Raw genomic sequence first — 26004 nt, 5'->3', positions numbered from 1 at the left:
ACTCTACAGGAAGGCAAAGAGGAGCAGATACCTGCTCCTCTTTTTTATATTCAATATTTCTCATCACCTAATGGTCTGGCTAAATAGTCAAAATCACGCTTAAACGGCCAGTTTGGTGTTGTTTCTATCAGCCTCTCCGTTTTACATGCTTCCGTCTGTTCTTCTTTTAAACACCACGAAGTGGGCTCGGGAGTCGGAACTTTATTCATCATATGGCGATAATCTGAGACAGCTTTATAGACCAACCTTCGGGCACGATTTAAGCTGCCTAAAGGCTCCCAACCATCAACCGCCCTCCAGGGGTTCATTGAAACATTCTCACAAAACTCTGTTTGTTCAGGGCTGTTAATCAATTGAGGTGGAATATGAATCGTGGCGATAGGAATAAATGGCGATGCTTTCTCTGACCATATCACCGTCGCATCATCGATTGGCATGTATTTACCTGTCACTTTTTCCTGAACCATAAAATCAAAGCATGCTCCGTCAGTTAAAAGCTGCTCCTGGAGTTGGGTATTGAGGTAATTTTCGGGTGAGCGGTCGACTTTTCCTGGAAAAGTCATTCCTTTGCAAGGTTTGGTCGAAAATTTGATGGTATTTTTCCCTAGCTGATAAGGGAGCATTGAAAAATACTGAGCATCCAATGGGGTATCAATCACTGTCGATACGGTCTGTATCGCCCGATAGAACTGTTTCGGGTGAAACCGTGGTGGAAATATGCTGATGAACCATTTAGTACGTTCAAACTTTGCCAGGAAAAGCATGTCCTCGGCATAATCAAAAATATTGCGATTAAAAAAGGCGGGAACGTTGGTCATGATGAAATCCTGATTGCCGGACGCGCCAAGCTCAGGTGCAATTGGGTCCCCAGGTACATTCATCACCTTAATCGCCATCCCCCGGGCATCACCTTTCTTATCTGCTTGAACCAGCATGTCCCCATTGGAAAACCGAATCCAAGCGGGATACTGGTGTCCTTCATGCTCAAACAGGCTAGCTTTAAACCTCGCAGGAATGTCGGGGTTGACTGTAAAGGTCGCTCTCACGCATCCAGTCGCTTTAGCATGTGCATCTCGCCGATAAGGTCTTCCGTTGTATTCCTCTGCTCTCCGAGATATTTCTCTCGCGCTTAGAATCGATGACTGAACAGCATCATACTCCGGTTGCGACATGCCCATTTCGAGCGCCGTTTCATCAAGCGCATGTGCTTTAAACCCGAATAGAGCGGCGAAAACACTTACACTCAAGGTCTTTAACTTGTTCATTAATGTACCTCCAGTGGATGACTTTTCGCAGACTCAAAGCGAGATTCACAAGCAAGCTGCTCTGATTCAAAGTACGGAGCTTCGACGTATTGATTCCAGTTTTGAGGGTCACCGCCAAGTGCAACGTCAAAATCTGGGTTGCCCATGACTTTGATGTATTCCAGCAACTTCATTCTTTCTTTGACGGTCAGAAGTTTTCCAATTCGTCCTTTAACGTCTGCATCAGTGAATAAATGCCCGTGGTTTCCATTACCTTCGATACGAGTGTCATGAAGAAACGCACCTTGCTTGATGTCAGTCGCGTATCCCAAACGAATAGGATCGTATTCTCGATTGCCAACATAGAATTCCTGAGGTCTCTCACTTTGCGGTGAAATCATGTGATAGACGGTTGGTACTGACCCATTGTGAAGATATGGTGGTGTAGCCCACACACCATGCAGAGGTCTGGCTTTATAAGCCCTTTTGTTCACAATTCTAAATGGAATGTTAAGACCGTCGTATTCGGGTATCAGTGACTTATCGATGTGTTCATCCTGATAGAGCTTTGGAATAAGCCGATTGAGTAGAATCTGTAATCCATCACCTGCATTAACTGGCTCCGAATCTGGGATGATCTTGTTGGCATCGTATTTGTGGTCCATGTAGTTGTTCGCAGCGGTCGCATCAGTACCAATAGTGTCGATATCAATCCAAGGCAACGCCCAGACAACTTCACGCCAGTCCTGGCGTATTGCGCGACCTGCTACATATGTGATATCCCCATCCATATCCCACTCCCAGTTCACATCAATTTGGTGAGCCGGGTTAGCACCTTCGTGCGATGCTACAGGCCATTGGTAAGACTCGCTTCGGTGCGGACCGTGACAAAACTGGCAGTTCTTGGCAAACAGATCTTTTCCGTCTCGTGCCATGGCAATGTCAATGTCTCCAAGAATATGCTCTGGCCATTTAGGCGGTTCGAGTGTTCTTAATTTTCCTTCGATGCAGTGCATTCCCGGCAAATCAATCACGGTTTCACCAAACTCATCAGAAGTCAGAAGTTCACCGTTTTCATTCACCAACTTTATCGGCGCGAGAACCCCCAAACTTTCCCCTATGTTTCTTGCCATTGGCTGATTGGTAAATCCGGTATACTGAACCCAGTCAAATCGCCACATATCCCACAAAAAAGGATAACTGACAGGCGCATTTGCAATCGTCAGGTTGGAAGGTTCATCAATGTCATAGCCAAACACCACATTTGCAATCCTGCCTACGGCATCGGTACGACCACGTCCTTCCTCCACTGGGTATAAAGATGGATTCCCCGCAGAATTTGCGAAGCTCATACCTTTTTCAATAAACGCACGCAGATCTTTTCTAAGCTTCATGCGTTTATCCATATCCTCTCCAACTACCCTGTCTGCAAAACGGTTGAACTTAAATGGGTCGACATAGGTAAGAAAGACTGAAGCACCAAGCGATACAATAAACTCGCCGGTTTTAATACTGGAGATGCTGTGAAGTGCCTGACCACCATCAACCCGCATGGCTTTTCCTTGATAGTGAAGCTCTCCGGTATGACACGCCGCGCAGGTGATATCCAATTTTTCGCGCTGTGTTTTTGGATCGATGTGCCGACCAAAACCAACAGGCAAATTACCCGGGTTCATAATGGTAGGCTGCTGACCGGGGTCAACAATAAACCCCCACCCTCGCATATTGTCTGTGCTTGCCAGCATGTCTTTAGAAAAAGGCAGCTCAAGATTCACAAGCCAGTTGTATTCTAAGCCAAGTAGCTCAGTACCTTGAGGAGTGAAGTAATACGTCTCTCTGTCTTTGTCAGTCCAGCCACTGTTCAAATAGTGAACTTCATTAACGGTTTCTACTGTCAGATTAGGCGCTAAAAAAGATTTAATCTGAAAGTAAAGGAAAGAAACAATAACGACAGAAAATAATGTTACCCGGAACCATTTCGGTCCAAGAGATAACCATAAGTTCCACAAAGCGATTATTATACCTTTCGCCCATCGATAAACTTTTAATATAATTGTAATTATTGCTCTGAATATTGCTTTTAGTGCAGTGAGTAACGCCTTAAAAAACCATTGGAATGGTAAAATCAGCCACTGAACTGTTTTTTCTAATTGCACAGCGTCTTCCTGACATTTGTAAACACTCTAATTCAACAATGTTAATAAACATTATTAAAATACCCAGATTTTTACCTCTAAAAGGAGATCTGAACATCGAATTAACCGTATGATTGGCTAGTATTTACACATACAGCTCAGGGACTATCATTTAATTGCTTACAAAACTCCCGCCAATCCCAATAAACCTACCGGTAGAAGCAAAATCCACTGAGGAAGAGAGAGCCAAAGGTTTGGTAATTTCCAGCGCCAGGAAATCCACAAAAATAAAAATGCAAAAAGAATGTATTGAACAGAAATAAAGCCAACGCTTAAAGACTTATCTCGGTCAAATGCAGACAAAATAAGCCAAAAACCAGTAGAAAATAAAACGATGGTGACCATATGCCAGCATGCATACATTACACTTTTTACCGATATTTTCATTTCGGTCGCCATAAATGGTCTTACCGGATCGTAATGCCCCGCAATTAAATGAACAAACGCACAGAAAATTGCAGCAGCTCCTGAAGCTAACCACCAATAATTTGCAATAGCCATAAATTCATCCCTTACAATTGAAACGTAATTTGAGCGTTTGCACGCTGAAAAATTTGTAAATACCCATACAAAACCCGTTCATAAAAAAGAACATCTCCTCTCGGATTGAAAGGCATTTTTTCATCATGATGTGCATGAAAGGCTATGGTCATCCCCTGCTCCATATAACCGGGATTAGATTTAAAGCAGAACCCTTTATCACTCAGTAATTTTGATTTCCACGCAACAAACTCTTTAAAACGTTCTTCAAAACCATCAAGTCTTTCTGTATTCACACCAGATAGATAAAAGTGACCAACCCACTTTTTAACTTCAGAAAGGTTTTGTGACTGATAGGCTTTTAACATTGAAAGAAACCCGTCAGCCGTTTCTCTGTCGATGGGAAATGTGCTACCAAAATCCAGCAGTTGAATGGTTTGATCTTCTGAGATTAGGAAGTTGCCTATATTCGGATCGGAATGAAAGCGTTGCCCGCTGCGAAGCGTTTCCAAAAAGAGCGTTAACAAACGCTGGCACACTAAATTTATATTGTTCTGGCTTGGTTGTGTTGCCAGCCATTCGTCTAAATGCATTCCCTCAACATAATGAGTAGTTAACACTTTTGCTGTACAGAACTCTTCTACTGGATTAACAACGCCAACACCATCAATCTTCATTGATGAGAAAAAATGCGTTTGCTCCAATTCATGAAGGTAATCTACTTCCTCAAGTAAGCTTTTTTCTATATAGGGCAAAGATTGTTTGAAGTTGTATTCGCTAGGCAAAAGCTTTAATAGCTGGCGCAACGTTGTCATGTCTGACCGAATGGTCTGGTCTATTCCCGGATATTGAATTTTCACAGCCAGTCTGTTGCCATTGTGATCTTTCGCCAGGTGAACCTGCCCCAAACTTGCCGCTGCAAAAGGTGTATTTTCAAACGACGCAAACAATGTTTCCGGGTACTGACCAAACTGACTATGGATGATTTTTCTGACCAGAGCCCGGTTGATACCAGTCACCTGATAGCACGATTTACCTAACTCTTTTCGAATCGATTCAGGGACATGAACCTGATTCATGCAAAGCATCTGAGCAACTTTTAACCCGGTACCACGAAGTTTGGTTAACGCTTTGAATAATATTTCCGCCACTTCCTGATCAACCAGTTCATCGCTAGAAGTGTCCGAAGCGTTGTTCAAACCGATCAGCTTTTTCGCCTTTTGAGACACTTTCTTGGATCCAGCCCGAACCACTGCCTGAACAACAACAGAGCTTCGACCAATTTTCCCAGTTGGAATATCCGTCATAATGGCTATCTCCGTTTAATGGTTCTGACTGTACTCATCGCTTTAGTCAGATAGTCAAAACCAGAGAACAGATGATGACGGAATAGAAATGAAACCATGTCCCCAGCACGATTCAACACACCACTTTCCAGAACCGACATAGCAAACGCCAGACTAAGATCAATCAATTGCGTGGTTTGCGTGAAGTCTTCGCTGTCGTCTTTAAGCCAGTAAGCCAGAATTCCAACATAGTAGTCCCAGAATAAAGATGGGAGAAAGCTGCTTCCAGCTTGCGGTTCGAGTTCTTCATTCTCATAGGCTAAATGCAAATATCCTTCAAATGTTTCGGACACCTTGGCTCTGATTGGTGCCATTGAACCAAATTTTGCTAATGGAGATAGATAAGCCAGATCGAATGCTTCTGAAACAAATTCGCGATTCGACAGAAGTAAACTCAGGTTGGTTTCAATAAAGCACTGAACTTTTTCATGTAATTGGTAGGATTCAAATTCTTCAATAGTATCCAGCTCTTTCAAAGTGTCTTCCATCACCACTTCAAAATAGCCATAGAGAATCTTCTCTTTACTTGGAAAGTAATTGTAGATCGTCGCATCACCCACTTCTGCAGCTTTTGCAATTTTCCTCATTGAGACATTTTTAAAACCGTCCTCTGACATTAAATCGACCGCCGCATCAATAATTCTGCGCCTAACCTCTGCCTTTTTATCCTTCATTTTCATATCAAATTACCAAAACCGAAAACGCTACGATTAAAATATGATCAATTTGATGTTTTGTCTATAGTATTTTCATATATTGTATTTTACGTCTGCTATTTACAGATCGCTAAAATGCAATTCATCACCAACACAACGATGAAACAATCCAATCAAATACCTAACAAAATGATGACATTAGATATCTCTGCCTATGCAACAATTCACACCATCACCTACAGTTTGAATTAGTCACAAACTGTGTTTATCCCTAATTGAGACTCATGAGCCATTTGCTCTAGCCCGCTTTTAGCGGGCTTTTCTTTTTTCAGCACGCCGAAGCTGTCGAAAAATTCTTCATTCCACAATCAAAATCTGCACAAACGCTTTTCGAAATCACTCTAAATCTTGAGTTCTGGTTTACCTGTCACGAATGCGGTGGTCTAATACAGATGAACGCTTAATTTATTGGAAACCATTCATGTCAAAAGAAAACCAGCCGACTCTGTTCTTTTTCGATTACGAAACCTGGGGGACCAGCCCCGCTAAAGATCGACCTAGCCAGTTTGCCGGAGTTCGCACAGACATGGATCTGAATATCATAGGTGAACCGCTTGTCATTTATTGCCAGCCTCCCTCTGATTACCTCCCTTCACCTGAAGCCGCGCTTATTACCGGAATCTCACCACAAACAGCTGTGAGTAAAGGACTACCAGAGCCTGAGTTCATTAAAAAGATTCACGACGAACTTTCTACGCCAAATACCACAAGCCTTGGTTACAACAGTATTCGATTTGATGACGAAGTCTCTCGCTATACTCTTTATCGAAACTTTTATGACCCGTATGCCTGGAGCTGGCAGCACGGAAACTCTCGATGGGATTTGCTGGACGTAATGCGAGCCTGTCACGCACTTCGACCTGAAGGTGTGAACTGGCCTCAACGTGATGATGGCTATACAAGTTTTAAGCTAGAGCATTTGTCTGTTGCCAATGGCATCGAACACGAAAATGCACACGATGCAATGGCAGATGTAATTGCGACCATCGAAATGGCTAAGAAGGTTAAGGAAGCGCAGCCAAAGCTGTTCGATTACCTATTTAGCATGCGCCACAAAAAGAAACTCAATGAGCTTGTCGATATCGTCAACATGACACCTTTGATGCATGTCTCCGGTATGTTGGGTGCAGAATGCTCCTACACTTCGTGGATGGTTCCTGTCGCGTGGCACCCAACCAATCAAAATGCAGTTGTCATGGTCAATCTTGCCATGGACCCAAGCCCGCTTATTGAACTGGATTCCGCACAGCTGAAAGAACGTCTCTATACAAGAAGAGATCAGCTTTCTGAAGGGGAACTTCCAGTACCGATAAAACTCGTTCACCTGAACAAATGCCCTGTCCTCGCTCCTGCAAAAACGTTAACTGCGGAAAACGCAGAAACGATAGGTATTGATCGCGAGCAGTGCTTAAAAAACCTTGCCATAATTCGCCAGCACCCTGAAATTAGGGAAAAGCTTATTGAGCTTTACCAGAATCAAAACCAGTATGACGTAGACCCAGATGTCGACACTCAGCTCTATAACGGATTCTTCTCTCCGGCAGACAAGACAGCAATGGAGATCATTCGAGAGAAATCACCTGAACAACTCGCTGGCTTGGATTTGAATGTAAAAGACGCACGAATCGCACCTCTGCTTTTCCGCTATCGTGCTCGCCACTACCCATGGACTTTGGACGAAACGGAACAAGCGAAATGGGCAGCACATTGTCGAGAGTATTTTGAAAGTAACCTACCGGAATACATGCAGAATCTGGAAAACTTAGTTCACGAACATGACGGTGACGAGAAAAAGATTGCCTTGCTAAAATCCGTATACCATTACGTTGAAAAATTGGTCTCTTAAGGATTCAGCAATGCTACAACGCGTCTTAGGGTACGCAATTTCATTCCTGGTTATTATGGCCTGCCTGATGGTGGGTCTTACTATTCAACATTTGCTCGGGCTCGCCATTCCTGGCAGCATTTTTGGCATGCTGATTTTGTTCTTTCTTCTTGTAATGGGTTGGATCCCCGTTGAGTGGGTAAGACCAACATCGCAACTGTTTATCCGTTATATGGTTCTGCTTTTTGTCCCAATCAGCGTAGGGCTGATGAACCACTTTGACATGCTGGTGGCAAATGCGCTTCCCATTCTGGCGAGTGCCGTTGGTGGGACAGCCATTGTGCTTATCTTGTTGGCGCTCGGATTAGAAAAGCTGTTAAAAGGAGCAAGCTAATGTGGGTGCTTCTAACTGTAGTGGTTTTCTTTTTTGCGCGAAGTATTGCAAGAAAATTCAATAGCCCAATCGCGAATCCGCTGGTTATCAGCGTTTCTATCATCATCCCTGTCTTAGTTTATTCTGGTGTAGACTTCGACACCTATTATGAACAGAACAAATGGTTTAGCTACTTACTTCAGCCTGCTGTGGTGGCACTCGCCTACCCTCTATATGAGCAGTTGCCCGAGATCCGAGCTCGCTGGAAGATCATTCTTCTTGCTTGTGGAGTGGGTAGTGTTATGTCTATGTTTTCATCTTCGATGATTGCGCATTATCTAGGTACAGATCACGCTCTGATAGCAAGTTTACTGGGGAAATCGGTGACGACACCTATTGCGATGGAAGTATCCAGCTATCTGGGAGGCGAACCCGCCGTTGCCGCTATTCTGGTATTACTTGTTGGCGTTTTTGGAGCGGTTTTCGCTTACCCAATTTATAACTTAATTGGTATTACACACCCTATTGCACGAGGTCTAACCATGGGTACAGTGTCTCATGCTTTAGGTACGGCTGCGTGCGCAGATAAGAACCCTAAAGACGCGGCATTCAGCTCCCTTGCTCTCGTCGTGTGTGGTGTGCTCACGTCGGTTCTTGCTCCCGCTTTCTTCGCTCTTGTTGTGTGGTTGGGATAGTTCTCCCAGCCATATAAAACTGCTCAAATATCGCACTATCAATCATTCTGTTAATAATTTTGACTTCGCTCGCACCTTTATGTGATGTAATCAATTACAAGTTGAATATCACTCACAAAATGCAACACAGCAATCCATTACACAATTTTACGTGATTTACATCACTGTGTGAGCGTGTATATTTCCTAGAATAACGTTGTATGTACCCAAAAGGATAAAAAATGAACGCTAGGATTTTAAAGGCGATTAAAGAACTTCCATCTGCTCTCGCACATGCGCTTGAAGAAATTACCTCTCAGCCAAGTTATGATGCGACTCTGTCTTCTGAGCAGTTTTCTCACCTAATGGAAGTATCCGGGCTTAAAGATGAAGACCTAAGGGTCGCTCTGTTACCCGTGGCTGCTGCCTACTCTCATGCTCCTATTTCTAATTTTTATGTTGGCGCTATTGCCCGTGGTCTTTCTGGCAGACTTTACTTTGGTGCGAATGTTGAATTTCTGAACGTCCAACTCGGGCAAACCATTCATGCGGAGCAATGTGCAATTTCACACGCCTGGATGAAAAAAGAACATGGCATCAAAGACATTACTGTTAACTTCAGTCCGTGCGGGCATTGTCGCCAATTCATGAACGAATTGAACACAGCGACGGAGCTCTCTGTTCAGCTTCCCCATCGCCAGCCCAAAACTCTGCATGAATATCTGCCAGAGGCATTTGGCCCTCAGGATATCGGGATTGAGTCTGCATTGATGACAGAAATCGACCATGGCAAATCGTTTGAAAGCGACAAGTCTTTGGTCAATGCGGCCCTGAATGCCTTAAACATGAGCCACGCGCCATACTCACATAATTTGAGTGGTGTAGCGGTACAGACTGAGAGCGGTGCTGAATATTCTGGCGCGTATGCTGAAAATGCGGCCTTCAACCCTAGTCTACCCCCGCTTCAGGTCGCACTTATTCAACTGCTTCTGGCTGAAGATTCTTTGGAACTCATCACCAATGCCGTCCTAATCGAATCGAATTCTGGCACGTCAAGCCACTTCGCGAACACTCAGGCAACGCTTCAAGCCATTAATCCAGACATATCTCTCGAATACATTTCGCTATAAAAAACAACATTTCTTTAAACATTAAGACCTTGTTATCACAAGGTCTTAATACTTTTTATCTGATTGAAGACCATTGAAAGCAAACGATTGCGTGGCACGTAAATTTCAGTATGATTCGCGTCAGGTTCTCGAATAAAGGTTTAGGAAAATGTTTGGTACTGCGACAAGTAAAAATGCAACTCGTGTCCTCCTGCTTGGTTCTGGTGAGCTTGGTAAAGAGGTAGCGATAGAGTGTCAAAGGTTGGGGCTAGAAGTCATCGCCTGTGACCGTTACCCTGACGCACCAGCGATGCAAGTGGCTCACCGTTCACATGTTCTGGATATGCTTGATGCAAAAGCATTAAGTGACATCATTGAGCAAGAAAAGCCAGATTATGTCGTACCAGAGATTGAAGCCATTGCCACGGATAAGCTGGTCGAGCTTGAAGCACAAGGGTTAAATGTCGTTCCAACAGCAAATGCCACCAAGCTCACCATGAACCGTGAAGGAATCCGACGTTTAGCTGCGGAAGAACTTCAGATCCAAACATCTCCATACCGTTTCGCAGACAACTACGACGACTTCGCCAGTGCGGTTAACTTTGTAGGCATCCCTTGTGTTGTTAAGCCGATCATGAGTTCATCAGGTAAAGGACAAAGTGTGATTAAGAGCGAAAGCGACATCCAGAAAGCGTGGGATTATGCTCAGGAAGGGGGTCGTGCTGGCGCAGGTCGAGTCATTGTAGAAGGCTTTATCGATTTCGACTATGAAATTACGCAGCTCACTGTGAGAGCTTCAGATGGAGTGCATTTCTGTGAACCTATTGGTCATAGACAAGAAGATGGTGACTACCGTGAGTCATGGCAACCGCAAGTGATGTCAGAAGCTGCCAAAGAAAAAGCACAAGAAGTCGCCGGTAAGGTAGTTAATGCGCTTGGAGGATTCGGTATTTTTGGTGTGGAACTGTTTGTGAAAGGTGACGACATCATCTTCAATGAAGTGTCCCCTCGCCCACATGATACTGGTCTTGTTACTTTGATCTCTCAGGAGCTTTCCGAGTTTGCTCTGCATGTTCGTGCATTAACCGGTCTGCCTATCAATCAGATTACTCAGTATGGACCTTGTGCATCAGCCGTTATCTTGGGGCAAGGCACATCAGAGAACATTCGGTTTGAGGGCGTTAGTGAAGCGCTGAATGCCCCTCAGACTCAACTTCGTCTTTTTGGTAAGCCCGATATTGATGGAAGACGCCGACTAGGGGTTGTCCTCACTCGTCGCGATGACACTGATCAGGCGATTTCAGACGCCGTAAACGCAGCCTCAAAAGTGAAGGTTGTCTACTGATTTATCGCTATTAAAAAATTAGAGCAGCCGAATGGCTGCTCTTCTCTTCTCACTCAATTAACCAAGTCTCTTCTGCAAATCGCGAAAGCCCTTTCTTTATCCGATGATGTGTTTCGTCTGCATCGTCTCGCGCTAGATGCGTAACCTTGAAGCCATCAAACAAACTCAGTACTTCATCTTTCGGAACACTGAATGGAGGTCCAGCCATTTCTTCCTGTGGGTAGTCCAAGGTGACCAACAAAATCTTTCCACCCGGTAAAAGCAAGGATTTCAATCTTTCTACGTAGCTCGATCTCAGATCCTTTGGCAGAGCAATTAACGCTGCTCTATCATAAATCAGCTCTACTGGTTCAATGGGCGCTGTGAAGTAGTCACCGGTGTAGATGTTCAGCTCGTCAAACTGATACCAGTCATGCTGAGATGACACAGTAGTCACAGTTGGAGTATAAAAATGTTCCGCGAAGAAGGCTCGTACGGCAATATCACTTAACTCAACACCTTGCACGTTGTCATGCTTTTGTGCCAGCCACACCAAATCTTCTGATTTTCCACACAAAGGGACGAACACCTTTTGCTCTCGACTGGGAGATAGTTTCTCCCAGTATTTAATCAACAACGGGTTGACGTCTTCCAGATGAAAACCGATCTGGTTTGATGCCCATTTTTGATGCCAAATCTCTTGGTCTTGCATGTTCTTGCCCTAAGCTACCGTTTTGTAAAGCATATCTAATAGCACTCGCTTGGAAAAGTCTGATATGCCGTATTTATGCGGATAAATATGATATTCCTAACGCCCCACTTCTGTGTTTTGTTCGTTTGAAAGTGAATAAAAATGTGGAACGCACACTAGAAAATTAAGTTCACACTATGTCTTTGGCAAAAAGATCAAATTGGGTGAAGCTCACACTTTTAACATGTATTGCGTTAAACCTTAATGTTTATCATGGATTTCAAACGGCAATCCTCGTAGCTTGTGCGGCATATAAACAAATAATTATTACGTCAGGTTCAAATATGGCTAAGCGCACCCTTATATTTGGGAATATAAGTGCTGGCAAATCTGCTTTGGCTAAGCAGATATCTGCCCAAACCGGACAGCGGCACATTGAACTGGATGAACTGGCATGGCGAGATCAGAACCATTCTATCGCTGAAAAAATCCAGGTCATTTCAGATGAACTGCAATATCTCAACGAGTCAGGAAACTGGATTGCAGAAGGTGTTTTCGGGCACCCTATATCTCAGTTATGCTCTCACTCCAATCAGGTTATTTTCCTCGATATGCCACTTTCTGTGTGTATTGAACAACTCGAACAGCGCTATGGCAATGAACTGAGTGCGTCTGATCTGGAGCGCCAAAGGCTTTGGGCAGAATCTTATTATCACAGAGATACTGCAAATTCTTACGCATTTCACAGTGAGCTATTCGATCGTTTTTCAGACTCTAAAATCAGAATTTCATCTAAAGAGCAGCTGAAGTCTTTCTTATCCGAACTTGCCACACAAAATTCTGAGCACAACCTCACACTTATTAGCTAACATTCCCAATTGGGGTTGGAACTTGTTGTTCTTATCCCCATCTAACTATTATTGTCTGGCAAATAAAGACAATTCAAATTCTTAGCAACGCAGTGCCCTTTGAGTACCCACTTTACTGTCGCTTACTAGGAGTGTGAATGAACCTGTTTCTCAAAACGACGGCTTTGATGCTTTTGCTTCTGAGCAAGGCACCTCTCGCAGCCGTTACATCACCTGCTTATAACTCTGACTCTCCTCGTTCTGGTACGTCTCAAAACCAGCTTAATCCCAATCGATTCAGGCACAGCTTAAGCGGTCTTTACAGCATTCAGTCAATGAATACTCAGCCTGTTCAGCCTTATTCCGATTTTGATGTTTTATACTCGAAAGCACATCAAGCTCAGTTTGAGTTAGAAAGCTTGTGTAAGACAACCGCAATGCTCAGTGGTACTTCCCCTTACTTCGCAGGAGTGAAAAGCAAAGAAAGAGCGCAAGAGAAAATTGAAAAAGAACTGAATGGCGAAGTTTCAAGAATTACCGATCTTGCCCGAGCTACTTTAGTTGCAGACGATATTTCCAGCCTGGTCGCTTCTTATGAAATGCTTCATCAAAATGCCAAGATTCTGAAGGTCAAGAACCGCTTTAAGTCCCCCACACCTTCAGGCTATCGAGACCTAAACGTGTTACTGGAGCTTCCGGGAACCAAAATCGTAGCTGAAGTACAGCTTCATCTGAGTGATATTGCTGAAGTTAAAAGCGGAGCTGAGCACAAAATCTACCAGAATATACAGATGATAGAACGAACCGCGACAATCGAATCTCGCGAGCTCAGTGTAAGAGAACAGGAAAAGATCAAAGCATTGAGGTCACAAGCGAAAACCTTGTATCAAAGAGCCTGGCAACCATACATTGCCCCGCAAGCTGCATAACCCTTCATTCAAATACTTCAAATAGCAAAAAGGCACGGTTACCGTGCCTTTTGTTCGAAATATGCCAACTACCTTGAGCAAACTCGCCTAAACAAGACCATCTGCCTCAGAATATTATTGACCTTCGAAAACCAAGAAGTTGCCAGACTTAAGGTTTGTACCTTAAGTCAAGCAACTTCAACAGTTGAACACTGCAAGCAGCAAAGCGAATGAGTCGTAAACCAGTGTAAGTCAAAAAGACCACGTCGAAGTGGTCTATTTGCTTAGGCTACTTTTCAACCTTGATGTTCTCGACTCGGGCTTTTAATTTCTGACCTGGTCGGAACGTAACTACGCGTCGAGCAGTAATCGGAATGTCTTCGCCCGTTTTAGGGTTACGACCTGGTCTTTCATTTTTATCACGAAGATCGAAATTCCCGAAGCCAGACAGTTTTACCTGTTCGCCACTTTCTAGGGCTTTTCGAACTTCCTCGAAAAACACTTCAACCGTTTCCTTGGCATCCCGTTTACTGTATCCGAGCTTTTCAAACAGGTTCTCAGCCAAATCGGCCTTTGTGAGCGCCATAAAACTTCCCTCAAAGCTGTGTTAAACATTAGCTACAAAACTTGTAGCGCCAAAGCATTTTGTAGAGCCAATTTAGTAACTTAAGACCCCACAAACAAAAGTGTATGCCAAGCTTATGATTTTCGCCAATTTTTTTCTTTTGAGATCTTACGCAATATTTGTAAGTAGCTGATAATTTACTCAACAGATGGAATGATTTTAAGAAAATCCACCCAAGAAACAACCATTAAGAAGAGCATTAAACTAATAAAATACAAATAAACAACATAATAATCCAATGTAAATTTTGTGTACTTTTTCTGTTTTTTCCCAAACAATTCATAAAGTTGAGACAGTTTTTGCGATCTTTTGCGATTAAAAACACATCAATTATGAAACACAAATCAGACCATTTGAACGCATAGCAACTTGTTCATTCTGTGCTCCATATATAAACAATAGACTTGTTTCCCAAAACCGATGAAAACTACCTCCTGAAGACATAATAAACAGAATTCCGCATCCACCAGCGGACTAGAAACTCCACTTTACCTGAGCGTAGAATGCCGTTCCGGGGGATTTTCCAAATACGCTATTGCTTCTGCCGTCAAAGCGCTGAACAACACCTATCAACTGGGTATTATCCGACAATGAGTAACTGGCGTTTCCGCCATAGAATATGGAACCATCACTATATATCGTCGAACTCAATGTCGCTCTGAGCAACGGAGACACATCAAAACCCAAATCTGCATAGCCCGTAAAACGAGAAAAACTCATTGTTCTCGCCGTCAAAGGCATGTTCAGAAACTTGATGGCATTATCAACTTCTTGCGGTTGTGATATATAAAGTGCTGCAATTCGCCCAAGCCAGTTCTGTGTTCCTCCAAAACTGTAATCGCTTTCCAGGCTAGCAATCACACTGTTTTTTAACTCTATTTTATTGATTTGGTTTTCGTCGGGCTTGAAGTAGCTGATCTCGCCCTTTAAGCCTGCGCCTTTAACATCCCCGGCAAACCCAGTTCCAATTACTCTATCGGTCTTGGATTTACCTACCATTACCTGATAATCCCACCCAGATTCGTTACCTAAATAGCGAATAGAGTAGCTATTACTCTCATCATTTTTACCGGGAGAGAACACAATATCGATACCACTGGCAAATCCCAGATTCTTACCAATCAGTATTGCATCGGTGCCGCCCTTTTCTTCATAGTCGAAATCGTAAATAGAATAGGTATTGTAGATATCGTTCGGATTCCAGAGCGTGGTCATCGCCCAATTAACCCGAAATCGCCCTGCTCTGGCGTACCAAGAGTCCTGATTCCAATTTACATAGGCTCGATCAAACTGAGTCGTTCCAATCACTTTGTCTTTCTCAAGCCAGTTTGTTGTGAGGTCGATATACCCAGAATCTTTACCAATAAGATCCGCATAGTTTGGCGCACGGCTTACAGAATCTCCCCACAGTACCCGGTTACGCATGCTGACGTTAGCACGCCATTGAGAACTGAAGCGATATTCAAAATTGAATCGCTGATGCACTAAGTGGTCAACAACATTTTCACTCCCAGAATCTGGTACATTCACCGTTGCCATGTACTTTGCGTAACCACCTAAGTCCCAATTGCTTTCGGGTGCTAGCCCCGGAACTTGTGCAGCGGCAGATAGTGAAAGTAAAAAGCCTACTAATCCACAAAGGTTTCTCATGCGAGTTCTGCCTCGTGAACAGGAGATTGAAGCTTGTCTTCTTTCAAAGAGCCATCTTCAAAAACAATGACGCGTTTAGCACGCTTGATGACTCGGGGATCGTGGGTTGAAAATATGAACGTTGTCCCTTCTTCTCGGTTTAACCTTTCCATAATGTCCAATAACTCAGATGTACTTTTGGCGTCTAAGTTAGCCGTAGGTTCATCTGCCATTACAAACCTTGGAGCAGGTGCTAAAGCTCGCGCGACAGCCACACGTTGCTGTTGACCTCCTGACAGCTTCGCTGGCACTTTATGCATTTGATCTTCCAAACCAACTTTAATAAGAAGGTCCGTTGCACGCTGAACACATTCAGACGAGCCTCTGCCCTGTAACTGCATAACAAACTCGACATTTTCCAATGCCGTAAGAACAGGAAGCAGGCTGTAGTCCTGAAAGATAAAACCAATATTGTCGCGACGAAATGCAATCAGATCTTTTTCAACCAAATCGCAGATATTGCAACCTTCGATTTCAACGCTGCCAGACGTCGGTTCGTCAATTCCACCCAACATATTGAGAAGTGTTGTTTTTCCCGATCCAGATGGTCCCATTACCGCAACAAACTCACCTTGTTCAATAGTAAGGTTTAAGTATTTTACTGCATGTACGGGAAAGTCACTGTCCTGATTATAGGTTTTTCGTAAACCTTGAATTTGAATAGTCATAATTAATGTTTCTCCGACATGGCTTGAACGGGTTGCTTTTTCAGGATTTGACGCGCGGGGTAAAGGGCAGCAACGATACTCGCGACGACCACAGTAACAACAATAAGCTGGTATTCATCTAGCTGGATTCTCGGGTATAGCATGGTATCAACGCCATAGGCGCCCAGTGCATCAGACATAATGCTAAGATCCAGCCCAAAGGCATGAAGTGTCGAAATCAGAGCTATGCTGCTCACAGCACCCAACAGTGCACCTAAAGCGCCAAGCAATGTCGCTTCAAGCAGAATCAACGTGAAAATACGATGTTTTTGCATTCCGACCGCCATTAGAACACCGAACTCTCGTGTACGTTCAAAGACCGACATCAACAGTATATTTACAATGCCAAAACCCATAGCAATGACAAACACACCTAGTATCAGAGTGTTGCTGGTTGCCATGCTCCCCTGCATCGACGCCAGCAAAGGCTGAACCTTCTGCCAGCCTCGTACTTCCACCTCCGATGAGACAAGCTTTTCTAAGTCCTGCACCATAGCTTCCAAAGACGGTTTGGAGGCATCTTTCAACAGTATCGCAATTTCGTGTGCACCTTCTAAACCGGCTAACTTGGAGAGATCGGATTTCCTTACATAGACGTTTCCGTCGTCAAAGCTGCTTGAAGGCGTTTTGAATATACCGCGAACTCGAAATGCTGCCCCTGCGACTTCGTTGTCTGCTCCAGAGAAAGTCAAAACCACTTTGGAACCAATTCTGAGCTTTAATCGCTGTGCGGTCTTTTCTGAGACCAGAACGGGATTTCTCCCCTCCTCTGACAGCCACTCACCTTCAGTAAGATGATCCGAAAGAGGAGTAATGGCTTTTTCATCATGTAAATTGATGCCGTTAATCCGAGTTCCGCGAGTACTTCGGGCAGAAGCAATCATGCCATTGACCAAGAAACGGGATGACACCGCTTTTACCCCAGCCATCGATTCAATGCTTTCTTTTAAGGAGTCACTGTTTGGGATAAGTGCGTGTAGATCTGGGTTATCAATGTAAGAGCGTTGATGGATCTGGACGTGGCTTGTCTGCCAGGAAATAGCATTACTGAGCATGCTGTCCATCAGACCATTCATAAAGCCCATAATGGATACCACGCCGAGCAAACCAAATACCATTGCACCGAGCATGATGCCGGTACGAATCTTGTTGCGCCAAAGGTTGCGCCAGGCAAGTTTAATCAGCATGGGCACCTCCTTTCAGGGCACTCACCAGGTTGAGCTTGTAAACTCTTATCAGAGGGTAAATCAAACAAAGCAGGAGCAGACCGAGCACAATCATGGCTTGATTTAAATAGAGCATCCCTGACAGGGCAAACGGTAAAACTGGCTCCATCCCTGCTTCCAACATTAGTGTGGCGGTTTCTCCGGTCAGCTCTATTGGGTTGAAATGAAAATAAACAAGCACAGGTGTCGCCAGTATCATTCCCATTACTGACCCCAGAAGCCCAATCAAAACCGATTCAATACCAATTAAGGTCAGTAAGCGAGAACGCAACAATCCCGTTGCCAGCATCACGCCAAACTCACGTTGCCTTTCGAGTGTCATCATTAAAATAGTGGCGAACAGACCAAATCCAACGACTCCATAGAGCACCAGCATCATAAAAATGCCGCCGGCTTTATCCATCTGAATATTTTGGGCGGTTTCAGGGGACAAATCAGTCCAGTCACGAACTCGAGTATGTTCGCCATACAATATTTGAAGTTCTGATAACTTGGTTGATAGTTGGCTCAGCGGTTCAATGTGGAGTACCCAACTAGTGACCTCGTCACCTGTACTGAACATTATCTGTGCCTGATCGATGGGTATATAAACCAGCTGACTCTCAAGCTGGGGAATGGGTAAAGAAATGATTCCAGAAACAATAAATAAGCCAGCGGCTGTCTGCCCTCGATAACCTTGCCCATACAAAACCAATTCGTCGCCAACGGAAAGTTGCATGTATCTTGCGAGAGATTCTCCAACCAATACTTGCTGCTTTCCGGCTTCAAGATATTTGCCTTGGGCAACCTTTTTCCCAAGACTTGAATACTGGTCTTCTAAGTCAGGTTCAACGCCGACCACCATGATTCCTTTCGACTTATCTTTAGCCGCCGCTAACGCGAAGGATTCAATTCTTGGTAGTAAGTTGGTAATGGCTTCGTCATCTTTAATTGGAGCAATAAATTCTTCAGTGCCGGAGACAAGATCATCAATACTGTTGCTTTCGCCAAACTCTGGATGCTGAAGCTGAATTAGCCCAGTAGAAAGCCGTGCACTGTTGTCGATGCTGTTTTGGTAAGTACCTTCCTGAAGTGAGCGCATGGATAAAGACAGAAAGAGTGCAAGTGCCAGCGCAGACGCAGTTAAAATAGTTCTGCGTTTTTGTCGCCAAAGATTTCGCCACGCTAATGTGAGTAACATGCCTAAGCCTCCTGATTTAATCTCGCAAGGCTTTCATCTGCGACTGGGAGAAGAAGTCACTGTCAATCTCAAAGTCAAACTGGGCGTCATGGGTAATCATTTCGGTTTTCTGACCCGGTTTGTCGGCTGGCACCATTTCCATCCGGGTAGATACCATTCTTCCGCCCAGTTCTTTCACTTCATAAGTACTTAGTGTATTCACGAGCTCGTCAAACTCATCATAGAATTCCACTTTGCGCTGTAAAAACGTTTTTTGAGAAATCCAGAGTTTCACCTTGCTCCAGACCACAGGAGCATCTGGCTTTGCCGTTGCCTCTATCAGCCACATATCTGCGTCATCAAAGGTTTCAGAGCCAAGTAGCTCGTGCGTGTAGTCCACCACGATTGAAGACTGGTTTATCAAATCATCATTGGTGAAATCTGATCCCATCCAGGACTGACCCAGCATAGAGGGGGCGATTTTAATTACTCTCTCAATCCCCGGAAGCCAGTTCCACATTTCTCGATAGCGTTTTAAAGAAGAAGTGCCTTTGTCTTTGGCCGGAGCAGTCACAAGAACCAGAGACAAGTCCTGTCCTTTGCTCCAGGATTTCATGCTCATTGAACGCGTCCAGTCAGGGCGAACAATGTTCATGGTAGAAACGGTATAACTCGATTCGCCTCTCATTTGCTGATCGGAACGCTCAATAATTTCTGTTGCGGTCAGTATTTTTTCAGACGAGATACTTGTTAACGGAAGTACTAATAATAGTGTCGCTAGCCAACGCTTCATGTTGCCTCCTGTATAGGGATATAAACATGATGATATAATTTGGATTAACGATGCGTTAAGGAAGATCAAATTGCCAGACGATTTACAACCTTCTGAATGAAAACGAGATTGCAAGTACAAAAAAAGCAGGCTAATCAGCCTGCTTTTATCGTTTTGGTCGGTATCAGTTAGTCACGTAGTGAAGCGCCAAACTTCTCAGAAACGTGAGCAACGATAGCGTCAACGGCACCTGCGATATCTGCATCTTCAAGCGTGCGCTCAACAGACTGCAGAGTCAGTGCGATTGCCAGGCTCTTCTTGCCTTCTTCAACACCTTTACCTACGTAAACGTCGAATAGCTTCGCGTCTTTCAGGAACTCACCACCTTGCTCAAGACAAGCACTTACGATGTCGCCAGATGCAACCGCTTCGTCTACCACAACCGCGATGTCGCGACGGTTTGATGGGAATTTAGAAAGCTGAACGGCTTCTGGGATCACCTTAGAGTTGATTGCAGACCATTCGATTTCAAATACGATGGTGCGACCGTTTAGACCGAACTTACGCTCTAGCTCAGGGTGAACCGTACCAATTACACCCACCTCATTGCCGTCTACGATGATGGCAGCAGACTGACCCGGGTGAAGCGCTGGGTTAGCTTTTTTGCTTTCAGGAGACAAGGCAGCGAAAGAGTATGCTTTTTCGTTAGCAGATAACTCAAGAATCGCTTCCAAGTCACCCTTAAGGTCGAAGAAATCAACAGTATTTGTTTCGATATCCCAATGCTCTTCACTGCGAGTACCAGCAATAACACCAGCAAGCATAGACTCTTGGCGCATACCGTTCTCAGCAGACTCACAAGGGATGAAACGCAGACCGTATTCGAACAAACGAACACGTGGCTGTTGACGCTTCTGATTATGAACAACCGTGTTAAGCAGACCTTGGATAAGACCAAGACGCATCGCAGACATTTCCACTGAGATTGGGAAAGGCAGAACTAATGGCTCAACATCTGGCACGATAAGCTTTTGCTGCTCTGGCTCTACGAAGCTGTAGGTAATGGCTTCGTGATAACCACGGTCAACAAGAAGATCACGAACACGTTTAAGAGGAAGATCCGCTTCAACATGATTGTGCATCTTAAGCGCAGCAGCTGGGTTTTGGTTAGGAATATTGTCGTAACCGTAGATACGACCCACTTCTTCAACCAGGTCTTGCTCGATAGCAATATCAAAACGCCATGTTGGCGCAGTCGCTGTCCAGCCTGCCTCTGTCGTTTCAACAGTTAGACCAAGGCGCTCTAGGATTTCAACGACATCGCTGTCTGCAATGTGGTGACCCAATAGGTTGTCAAGCTTAGTGCGACGTAGTGATACTGTATTCGCTTTTGGTAGGTCAGCTTCAGACTCTACTGCAACAACAGGTGCTACTTCACCGCCACAGATTTCAACCAGAAGCTCTGTTGCACGCTCCATTGCGCTTGTTTGCAATGCGAAATCCACACCACGCTCGAAACGCATAGATGAATCAGTGTGTAGACCGTAGCTACGAGCGCGACCACGGATGTGGTCCGGTGCGAAGAATGCACACTCAAGCAGAACGTCTTTTGTTTCTGTAGTTACACCAGACTCTTCACCACCGAAGATACCAGCAATAGCAAGAGCTTTATTGTGGTCTGCAACAACCAGAGTATCTGCGTTTAGTTCAGCCTCAGTGCCGTCCAGAAGAGTTAGCTTCTCGCCCTGCTCTGCCATACGAACAACAATACCGCCTTCGATCTTAGCCAGATCAAACGCGTGCATTGGCTGACCTTGCTCCAGAAGTACGTAGTTAGTGATATCTACAACAGGGTCAATTGAGCGAATACCACAACGACGCAGTTTTTCCTGCATCCAAAGCGGTGTTTCAGCCTGAACGTTTACGTTCTTAACCACACGACCCAGGTAACGAGGACATGCTGCAGGTGCTTTAACTTCGATAGACACTTGATCGTCAATCGCAGGAGCAACCGGGTTAACAGCAGGCTCTGTCACGTCAGCGCGATTTAGTACGCCCACTTCACGAGCAAGACCGCGGATGCTGAAGCAGTCTGCACGGTTAGCGGTTAAGTCTACGTCTACTGTTACGTCATTCAGACCAAGGAATTCACGGAAATCTGTACCGATAACAGCATCTTCAGAAAGCTCTAAAATACCGTCTGATTCAACATCAATGCCCAGCTCTGAGAAAGAACAAAGCATGCCGTGAGAAGGCTGACCGCGAAGTTTCGCTTTTTTGATTTTGAAATCGCCAGGTAGCACTGCGCCAACAGTCGCAACAGCAACTTTCAGTCCCTGACGACAGTTAGGTGCGCCACAAACGATGTCCAGTAGCTCGTCAGCACCAACATCAACTTTGGTTACGCGAAGTTTGTCTGCGTCTGGGTGTTGTCCACATTCAACAACGTGACCCACTTTAACGCCAGTGAATGAGCCCGCAACAAGAAGGACATCGTCAACTTCCAGGCCAGCCATGGTAATTTGATGTGTAAGTTCGTCAGTAGTAACCGAAGGGTTTACCCACTCACGAAGCCAAGTTTCGCTGAATTTCATAGTGATAAACCTCTGGATTACTTGAACTGTTTAAGGAAACGAAGATCGTTCTCGAAGAACGCACGCAGGTCGTTTACGCCATAACGAAGCATAGTCAGACGTTCAACACCCATTCCGAATGCGAAACCAGAGTATTTTTCAGGGTCGATGCCTACAGAGCGAAGTACGTTCGGGTGAACCATGCCACAGCCCAGAACTTCTAGCCATTTACCGTTTTTGCCTTTTACGTCTACTTCAGCAGAAGGCTCTGTGAACGGGAAGTAAGAAGGACGGAAACGCACTTCCACTTCTTCTTCAAAGAAGTTGCATAGGAAATCGTGCAGGATGCCTTTTAGCTGAGCGAAGTTTACGTTTTCGTCAACCAGCATACCTTCCACCTGATGGAACATTGGTGTATGCGTTTGGTCGTAGTCGTTTCGGTATACACGACCCGGAGCGATGAAACGGAAAGGTGGTTTGCCGTTTTCCATTGTACGAATCTGTACACCAGACGTGTGAGTACGCAACATTAGATCAGGGTTGAAGAAGAATGTGTCGTGGTCAGTACGCGCTGGGTGATCTTCTGCAATATTCAATGCATCAAAGTTATGAAAAGCATCTTCAATTTCAGGACCAGACTCGGTGTTAAAGCCAAGTTCACCAAAGAACTTCTCAATACGCTCAACAGTACGAGTTACTGGGTGCAGACCGCCATTTTCAATGCGGCGACCTGGCAGAGTCACGTCGATAGTTTCTGCCGCTAGTTTCGCTTCAAGTTCAGCACGTTGAAGTGCGTCTTTTCTTGCTGCGATAGCTTGCTGAACTACGCCTTTTGCTTTGTTGATCTCCTGACCAGCGCTGCGGCGCTCTTCAGGTGGCAATTTACCCAGGCTTTGTAGCTGAGCAGTTAGCTCACCCTTTTTGCCAAGGTACTGAACACGCACTTCATCAAGTGCGACAAGCGAGTCGGCAGCGTCGATGGCTGAGCCCGCATTAGCAATGATCTCTTCTAGATGTTGCATCGTTTCCTCATCTACCTATGCTTCCCTCAAAGGAGTCGTCATAAGTGGTAGTGTCCGTAAGGTTTCCCTGATGGGATTCTTGGGTATTTTCAAATAGCTCTACATAGTAATCAAAGCGATGCTCAAATCCAAACCCTAATCTGCGATCATTGGCTTTACGGATGAAAAAACATCAAAAAAGAAGCTTTAGAGGCGTATTTCAGCCAATACATCTCAAATCTCATGATTTCCTGGTTAAGACTAATCAATCAGCATTGAGTAACTCGACGGAAGAACACCATACTCAAAAATGAGAAAAATCAACACGGTGATCATTCCGATTTTAATCTGCTCACAAATTGCCAACTAATGGTCAAGTCTTTAATCAGTAGCTCAGATTTAAAGCGAATTTGATCCAAATACGATTGAAAAGTTTTAGGTATGAACTAGCATTATTTATGTAGCCAAGGCTACATAGTCTTACTCGCAAAACACAAAAGCCGGGCAATGCCCGGCTTTGTTTTGTCATCTTTCAGCTACTTTAACTAAAAATAGTATTCAAGTGACAGTTCCACAAAATCATCTTGTCGACCGAAATACAGCAAGTCTGTCGGTGTATCGTTTTGTAGTAGCCAGGCATCAACACGCCATTTCCACTGATTATTGATACGGCTAGATGCTTCTACCCTTCCGTTATAGACATCACTGTTATCCAGGTCCTGAGTCATTCCAATAAGAAACTCTGTTCCTTCTGCGTCATTAGCGACAAGACGAGTACCAAAAAACACATCATTTTGTCCTATGTTTTGCGCGTTGTTACCGCGAGAGTCATACAGGTATTCGGCAATCACTCCCACGTCCCAGTCGGATTCAGCTATACCAACAAAGGTATATTCAAAACCCGCAACAACACCGGTGTGGTTGTCATCGCTGTCCCGGTAAATGCTTTCCAGTTTCCAAAGCCAGTCACCTACGATCCCCTGAACATCCAGACCTACTTGAGACATCTGCGCGTAATACGGTTTAAATTCACCATTTACCTTTCTAAAGTATGGATCTCGATTCGTTCCGTTGAAGTAAGACAACCCTACATCCCAGTCTCCGAACATTTGAGAATATCGAAACGCAAAATCGACGTGTTTTTCCTCTTTAGAAGACTCGTACAAGGCATCGTCTGAGACAGGTAACCTCAATCGTCCATCTTCGCCAGCAAAGGTTCTCTCCCTAAAATAGGGTAAGACAAGTGCGTCCACGATTCCCCAATCTCTTTCGAAGGTAAACTGAACCATAGGTTGTCCCAGTTTCTGCTCACCATCCAAAGACTCAACGGCATCAGACTGATTGACCACATCGACTAAATGCGCCGATTCCGTGACTCCCCAGAAAACCTTACCTATGCCTGCCCTCACTTCGAAATCTTCAAATACATGCAGATATTGAAGTTCTCGAATGTCGTAATGAGTACGTTCACTGTCCATGCTGTCAAAGCGAGCAAATGGGGTAAAGCTCCATTCGCCATCTCCTGATTCGGTCGTCCAGTACCATTGAGGCTTTAGCACTAGGGATGTCTGCTCTTTTCCTTGACCGTCCAATCCTTCGTGGAAAAACTGCCTGTGCTCCAGGTTCACCTGCCCAGCCAGTTCAGCAAAAGCAGGTAACCCAACAAGCATCGATAAGGCGGCTGCGATTCTTAACTTCATAAACCGTCCTTAGCGAACGCGCTTAAGCGTGTTTTTGGAGAAATCGCCATCGTCCAGCCCATTTCTGAACGCCATTTCTTCAGTATTCAGAATGGTGCTTTTACCAGACTGGTGGTTCACCATCAGCATTTTGTGTGCACGCCAGTATTGATCTTCATACACTTGATATTCTGAGAACGTCAGAGTTTTCAGAAGCGCACTTTTACGATCGTAGAACTCCACTTTCAACGGGCGATAGTGGACCTTGTCTAACCATACGAGTTGTTTGGTATAGCCTGAGTTTTTATCTGTCGGAATTTGCTCCAGAAGAAATACGGGTTCGCCATCCACCATATCGTCCTGAATATAGTTGAACTTGTATTTTTCCAGCTCAAACGAGCTTAAATCTTCATAGGCAAATTCACTGCCCATAAACGGACCTGACTTGTTTCTGGAAGAAATGCGTTTCACTCGTTTCAACGCTGGCAAATATAGCCACTGATCGTCAGGTTCTGTTGTATGTGAATGGTTCAGAAATGCCGTGCCTTTCACGTCACGTGGCTCATCAAAAATGGTCAGTCCTTTGTCTCCGTCTCCGTCGACTTCAAGCGATTTCAAGCGCATCTGGCGTGTGCTGCTTTCACCCTGTGCATTTTTCAGAATCATGCTCATTGTTGCTACCGAATCGCCCCAACCTGTATCTCTTGCTTTTCTTTCATTAGCGATTTCCATTCCTTTTACTGCATCAGCAAGTACGTTGCCCGACATGAGTAAGCCAGCCAGTAGTAAAGAGGTGTATTTCATTTTCATCATTCATTCCTTTTACTGACGGGTGAATCT

At 44.6% G+C, this 26004-nt stretch carries 23 protein-coding genes; 7 read left to right on the top strand and 16 right to left on the bottom strand.

The window, feature by feature from the left end; all coding sequences use genetic code 11:
* Window positions 1–50: 50 nt before the first annotated feature.
* From INR79_RS08150 to INR79_RS08130, 5 genes are all read right to left on the bottom strand, one after another.
* Window positions 51–1265, bottom strand: a complete 1215-nt coding sequence (locus INR79_RS08150) for a catalase family protein (RefSeq protein ID WP_223096757.1) — start codon at window positions 1263–1265, stop codon at window positions 51–53.
* A complete protein-coding gene (locus tag INR79_RS08145) occupies window positions 1265–3253 on the bottom strand; it encodes a di-heme-cytochrome C peroxidase (protein WP_262415394.1) in 1989 nt (662 codons plus the stop codon). Before INR79_RS08145 ends, INR79_RS08150 begins: the two co-directional genes overlap by 1 nt.
* 306 nt (window positions 3254–3559) lie before the next feature.
* A complete protein-coding gene (locus INR79_RS08140) occupies window positions 3560–3940 on the bottom strand; it encodes a hypothetical protein (protein WP_022610340.1) in 381 nt (126 codons plus the stop codon).
* 11 nt (window positions 3941–3951) lie between these two features.
* Window positions 3952–5226, bottom strand: a complete 1275-nt coding sequence (locus INR79_RS08135; protein ID WP_223096755.1) for an ABC1 kinase family protein — start codon at window positions 5224–5226, stop codon at window positions 3952–3954.
* 5 nt (window positions 5227–5231) lie between these two features.
* Entirely contained in the window at window positions 5232–5945 is a 714-nt protein-coding gene (locus INR79_RS08130) for a TetR family transcriptional regulator (RefSeq protein ID WP_022550473.1), read from the bottom strand.
* 457 nt (window positions 5946–6402) lie between these two features.
* Between INR79_RS08130 and sbcB the strand changes: the two genes are divergently transcribed.
* The 5 genes from sbcB (at window position 6403) to purT (ending at window position 11307) form a co-directional block, all read left to right on the top strand.
* Window positions 6403–7827 carry an exodeoxyribonuclease I gene (gene sbcB / locus INR79_RS08125; RefSeq protein ID WP_223096754.1) on the top strand — a complete coding sequence of 475 codons (1425 nt, stop codon included), beginning with the start codon at window positions 6403–6405 and terminating at the stop codon, window positions 7825–7827.
* Window positions 7828–7837: 10 nt separating this feature from the next.
* Window positions 7838–8200 carry a CidA/LrgA family protein gene (locus tag INR79_RS08120; protein WP_223096753.1) on the top strand — a complete coding sequence of 121 codons (363 nt, stop codon included), beginning with the start codon at window positions 7838–7840 and terminating at the stop codon, window positions 8198–8200.
* Window positions 8200–8874 (top strand): LrgB family protein, encoded by a 675-nt coding sequence (locus INR79_RS08115; protein WP_004400118.1) that lies wholly within the window; start codon window positions 8200–8202, stop codon window positions 8872–8874. The genes INR79_RS08120 and INR79_RS08115 overlap by 1 nt, the downstream gene beginning before the upstream one ends.
* A 221-nt stretch (window positions 8875–9095) precedes the next feature.
* On the top strand, window positions 9096–9983 hold the full coding sequence (gene cdd / locus INR79_RS08110; RefSeq protein WP_022602038.1) for a cytidine deaminase: 888 nt from the start codon (window positions 9096–9098) through the stop codon (window positions 9981–9983).
* A gap of 148 nt (window positions 9984–10131) precedes the next feature.
* Window positions 10132–11307 (top strand): formate-dependent phosphoribosylglycinamide formyltransferase, encoded by a 1176-nt coding sequence (gene purT / locus INR79_RS08105; protein WP_223096752.1) that lies wholly within the window; start codon window positions 10132–10134, stop codon window positions 11305–11307.
* Window positions 11308–11356: 49 nt separating this feature from the next.
* On the opposite strand, the gene INR79_RS08100 is transcribed toward purT, so the two are convergent.
* On the bottom strand, window positions 11357–11998 hold the full coding sequence (locus INR79_RS08100) for a thiopurine S-methyltransferase (protein WP_022592458.1): 642 nt from the start codon (window positions 11996–11998) through the stop codon (window positions 11357–11359).
* Between the two features lie 323 nt (window positions 11999–12321).
* Between INR79_RS08100 and INR79_RS08095 the strand changes: the two genes are divergently transcribed.
* Together INR79_RS08095 and INR79_RS08090 are read left to right on the top strand one after the other, a co-directional pair.
* On the top strand, window positions 12322–12846 hold the full coding sequence (locus INR79_RS08095; RefSeq protein WP_038145083.1) for a hypothetical protein: 525 nt from the start codon (window positions 12322–12324) through the stop codon (window positions 12844–12846).
* Between the two features lie 137 nt (window positions 12847–12983).
* Complete coding sequence (locus INR79_RS08090) at window positions 12984–13754, top strand: RelA/SpoT domain-containing protein (protein ID WP_022592456.1); 771 nt, start codon at window positions 12984–12986, stop codon at window positions 13752–13754.
* Window positions 13755–14022: 268 nt separating this feature from the next.
* On the opposite strand, the gene ihfA is transcribed toward INR79_RS08090, so the two are convergent.
* The 10 genes from ihfA to INR79_RS08040 form a co-directional block, all read right to left on the bottom strand.
* The gene (gene ihfA, locus INR79_RS08085) at window positions 14023–14319 is read right to left on the bottom strand and encodes an integration host factor subunit alpha (RefSeq protein ID WP_004400124.1); all 297 of its coding nucleotides are present in this window, start codon (window positions 14317–14319) and stop codon (window positions 14023–14025) included.
* A gap of 513 nt (window positions 14320–14832) precedes the next feature.
* Entirely contained in the window at window positions 14833–16008 is a 1176-nt protein-coding gene (locus tag INR79_RS08080) for a hypothetical protein (protein WP_223096751.1), read from the bottom strand.
* Window positions 16005–16715 (bottom strand): ABC transporter ATP-binding protein, encoded by a 711-nt coding sequence (locus INR79_RS08075; RefSeq protein WP_223096750.1) that lies wholly within the window; start codon window positions 16713–16715, stop codon window positions 16005–16007. Before INR79_RS08075 ends, INR79_RS08080 begins: the two co-directional genes overlap by 4 nt.
* Window positions 16716–16717: 2 nt before the next feature.
* On the bottom strand, window positions 16718–17941 hold the full coding sequence (locus INR79_RS08070) for an ABC transporter permease (protein ID WP_223096749.1): 1224 nt from the start codon (window positions 17939–17941) through the stop codon (window positions 16718–16720).
* Entirely contained in the window at window positions 17931–19160 is a 1230-nt protein-coding gene (locus tag INR79_RS08065; RefSeq protein WP_223096747.1) for an ABC transporter permease, read from the bottom strand. Before INR79_RS08065 ends, INR79_RS08070 begins: the two co-directional genes overlap by 11 nt.
* A gap of 16 nt (window positions 19161–19176) precedes the next feature.
* Window positions 19177–19932 (bottom strand): outer membrane lipoprotein-sorting protein, encoded by a 756-nt coding sequence (locus INR79_RS08060; protein WP_200765512.1) that lies wholly within the window; start codon window positions 19930–19932, stop codon window positions 19177–19179.
* A gap of 167 nt (window positions 19933–20099) precedes the next feature.
* Window positions 20100–22505, bottom strand: coding sequence for a phenylalanine--tRNA ligase subunit beta (pheT, locus tag INR79_RS08055; RefSeq protein WP_223096745.1), 2406 nt, complete (start codon window positions 22503–22505; stop codon window positions 20100–20102).
* 17 nt (window positions 22506–22522) lie between these two features.
* Window positions 22523–23506 carry a phenylalanine--tRNA ligase subunit alpha gene (gene pheS / locus INR79_RS08050; RefSeq protein WP_004401280.1) on the bottom strand — a complete coding sequence of 328 codons (984 nt, stop codon included), beginning with the start codon at window positions 23504–23506 and terminating at the stop codon, window positions 22523–22525.
* Window positions 23507–24030: 524 nt separating this feature from the next.
* Window positions 24031–25185 (bottom strand): hypothetical protein, encoded by a 1155-nt coding sequence (locus INR79_RS08045; protein ID WP_223096743.1) that lies wholly within the window; start codon window positions 25183–25185, stop codon window positions 24031–24033.
* Window positions 25186–25194: 9 nt separating this feature from the next.
* Window positions 25195–25974: an outer membrane lipoprotein-sorting protein gene (locus tag INR79_RS08040; protein ID WP_004401276.1), complete on the bottom strand. Its 780-nt coding sequence runs from the start codon at window positions 25972–25974 to the stop codon at window positions 25195–25197.
* Window positions 25975–26004: the final 30 nt, after the last annotated feature.

It is taken from the genome of Vibrio sp. SCSIO 43132, assembly GCF_019904195.1.
In the GTDB taxonomy this organism is placed as follows: domain Bacteria; phylum Pseudomonadota; class Gammaproteobacteria; order Enterobacterales; family Vibrionaceae; genus Vibrio; species Vibrio nigripulchritudo.
The sequence above is the reverse complement of the archived record's forward strand: the minus strand, read 5'-3'. Positions and strand labels throughout refer to the sequence as shown.

Coding starts and splice junctions, on each gene's coding strand:
- INR79_RS08090 (WP_022592456.1), top strand. CDS start 12,984: ATGAACCTGTTTCTCAAAACGACGGCTTTGATGCTTTTGCTTCTGAGC.
- pheS (WP_004401280.1), bottom strand. CDS start 23,506: ATGCAACATCTAGAAGAGATCATTGCTAATGCGGGCTCAGCCATCGAC.
- INR79_RS08115 (WP_004400118.1), top strand. CDS start 8,200: ATGTGGGTGCTTCTAACTGTAGTGGTTTTCTTTTTTGCGCGAAGTATT.
- pheT (WP_223096745.1), bottom strand. CDS start 22,505: ATGAAATTCAGCGAAACTTGGCTTCGTGAGTGGGTAAACCCTTCGGTT.
- INR79_RS08045 (WP_223096743.1), bottom strand. CDS start 25,185: ATGAAGTTAAGAATCGCAGCCGCCTTATCGATGCTTGTTGGGTTACCT.
- INR79_RS08120 (WP_223096753.1), top strand. CDS start 7,838: ATGCTACAACGCGTCTTAGGGTACGCAATTTCATTCCTGGTTATTATG.
- INR79_RS08065 (WP_223096747.1), bottom strand. CDS start 19,160: ATGTTACTCACATTAGCGTGGCGAAATCTTTGGCGACAAAAACGCAGA.
- sbcB (WP_223096754.1), top strand. CDS start 6,403: ATGTCAAAAGAAAACCAGCCGACTCTGTTCTTTTTCGATTACGAAACC.
- INR79_RS08080 (WP_223096751.1), bottom strand. CDS start 16,008: ATGAGAAACCTTTGTGGATTAGTAGGCTTTTTACTTTCACTATCTGCC.
- INR79_RS08040 (WP_004401276.1), bottom strand. CDS start 25,974: ATGAAAATGAAATACACCTCTTTACTACTGGCTGGCTTACTCATGTCG.
- INR79_RS08075 (WP_223096750.1), bottom strand. CDS start 16,715: ATGACTATTCAAATTCAAGGTTTACGAAAAACCTATAATCAGGACAGT.
- INR79_RS08095 (WP_038145083.1), top strand. CDS start 12,322: ATGGCTAAGCGCACCCTTATATTTGGGAATATAAGTGCTGGCAAATCT.
- INR79_RS08060 (WP_200765512.1), bottom strand. CDS start 19,932: ATGAAGCGTTGGCTAGCGACACTATTATTAGTACTTCCGTTAACAAGT.
- INR79_RS08130 (WP_022550473.1), bottom strand. CDS start 5,945: ATGAAAATGAAGGATAAAAAGGCAGAGGTTAGGCGCAGAATTATTGAT.
- purT (WP_223096752.1), top strand. CDS start 10,132: ATGTTTGGTACTGCGACAAGTAAAAATGCAACTCGTGTCCTCCTGCTT.
- INR79_RS08140 (WP_022610340.1), bottom strand. CDS start 3,940: ATGGCTATTGCAAATTATTGGTGGTTAGCTTCAGGAGCTGCTGCAATT.
- ihfA (WP_004400124.1), bottom strand. CDS start 14,319: ATGGCGCTCACAAAGGCCGATTTGGCTGAGAACCTGTTTGAAAAGCTC.
- INR79_RS08100 (WP_022592458.1), bottom strand. CDS start 11,998: ATGCAAGACCAAGAGATTTGGCATCAAAAATGGGCATCAAACCAGATC.
- INR79_RS08070 (WP_223096749.1), bottom strand. CDS start 17,941: ATGCTGATTAAACTTGCCTGGCGCAACCTTTGGCGCAACAAGATTCGT.
- cdd (WP_022602038.1), top strand. CDS start 9,096: ATGAACGCTAGGATTTTAAAGGCGATTAAAGAACTTCCATCTGCTCTC.
- INR79_RS08150 (WP_223096757.1), bottom strand. CDS start 1,265: ATGAACAAGTTAAAGACCTTGAGTGTAAGTGTTTTCGCCGCTCTATTC.
- INR79_RS08135 (WP_223096755.1), bottom strand. CDS start 5,226: ATGACGGATATTCCAACTGGGAAAATTGGTCGAAGCTCTGTTGTTGTT.